At 63.8% G+C, this 461-nt stretch carries 1 protein-coding gene; it reads right to left on the reverse strand.

All coding sequences use genetic code 11. The features are described from left to right. Window positions 1-461: electron transfer flavoprotein subunit beta/FixA family protein (locus tag NCR98_RS10005; RefSeq protein ID WP_250526107.1), on the reverse strand; the 461-nt coding region annotated here is incomplete at both ends.

Below are 461 nucleotides of genomic sequence, written 5' to 3' on the forward strand. Positions count from 1 at the left end.
CGCTTGGGCGGCTCGACGACCTTCAGCGTCTTCAGTCGCGGCGCGACGTCCACGCCAAGGTCGGCCGGCTTCACGACCGTCAGCGGCTTCTTCTTCGCCTTCATGATGTTGGGCAGCGTCACATAACGCGGCTCGTTCAGGCGCAGGTCGGTGGTGATGACAGCGGGCAGCTTCAGCGACAGCGTTTCCGCGCCGCCGTCGACTTCGCGCGACACGGTGGCTTTGCCGTCGGCCACGACGACCTTCGATGCAAACGTCGCTTGCGGCAAGCCTGCCAGCGCGGCGAGCATCTGTCCGGTCTGATTCGAGTCGTCGTCGATTGCTTGTTTGCCGAGGATGACGAGTTCGGGCTTTTCTTGATCGACCAACGCCTTGAGCAGTTTGGCGACGGCAAGCGGCTGCAACTCATCGACGGACTCGACGAGAATGGCGCGATCCGCGCCGATTGCAAGCGCCGTGCG

The sequence above is a fragment of the Caballeronia sp. GAWG2-1 genome (assembly GCF_023631405.1).
Lineage (GTDB): Bacteria > Pseudomonadota > Gammaproteobacteria > Burkholderiales > Burkholderiaceae > Caballeronia.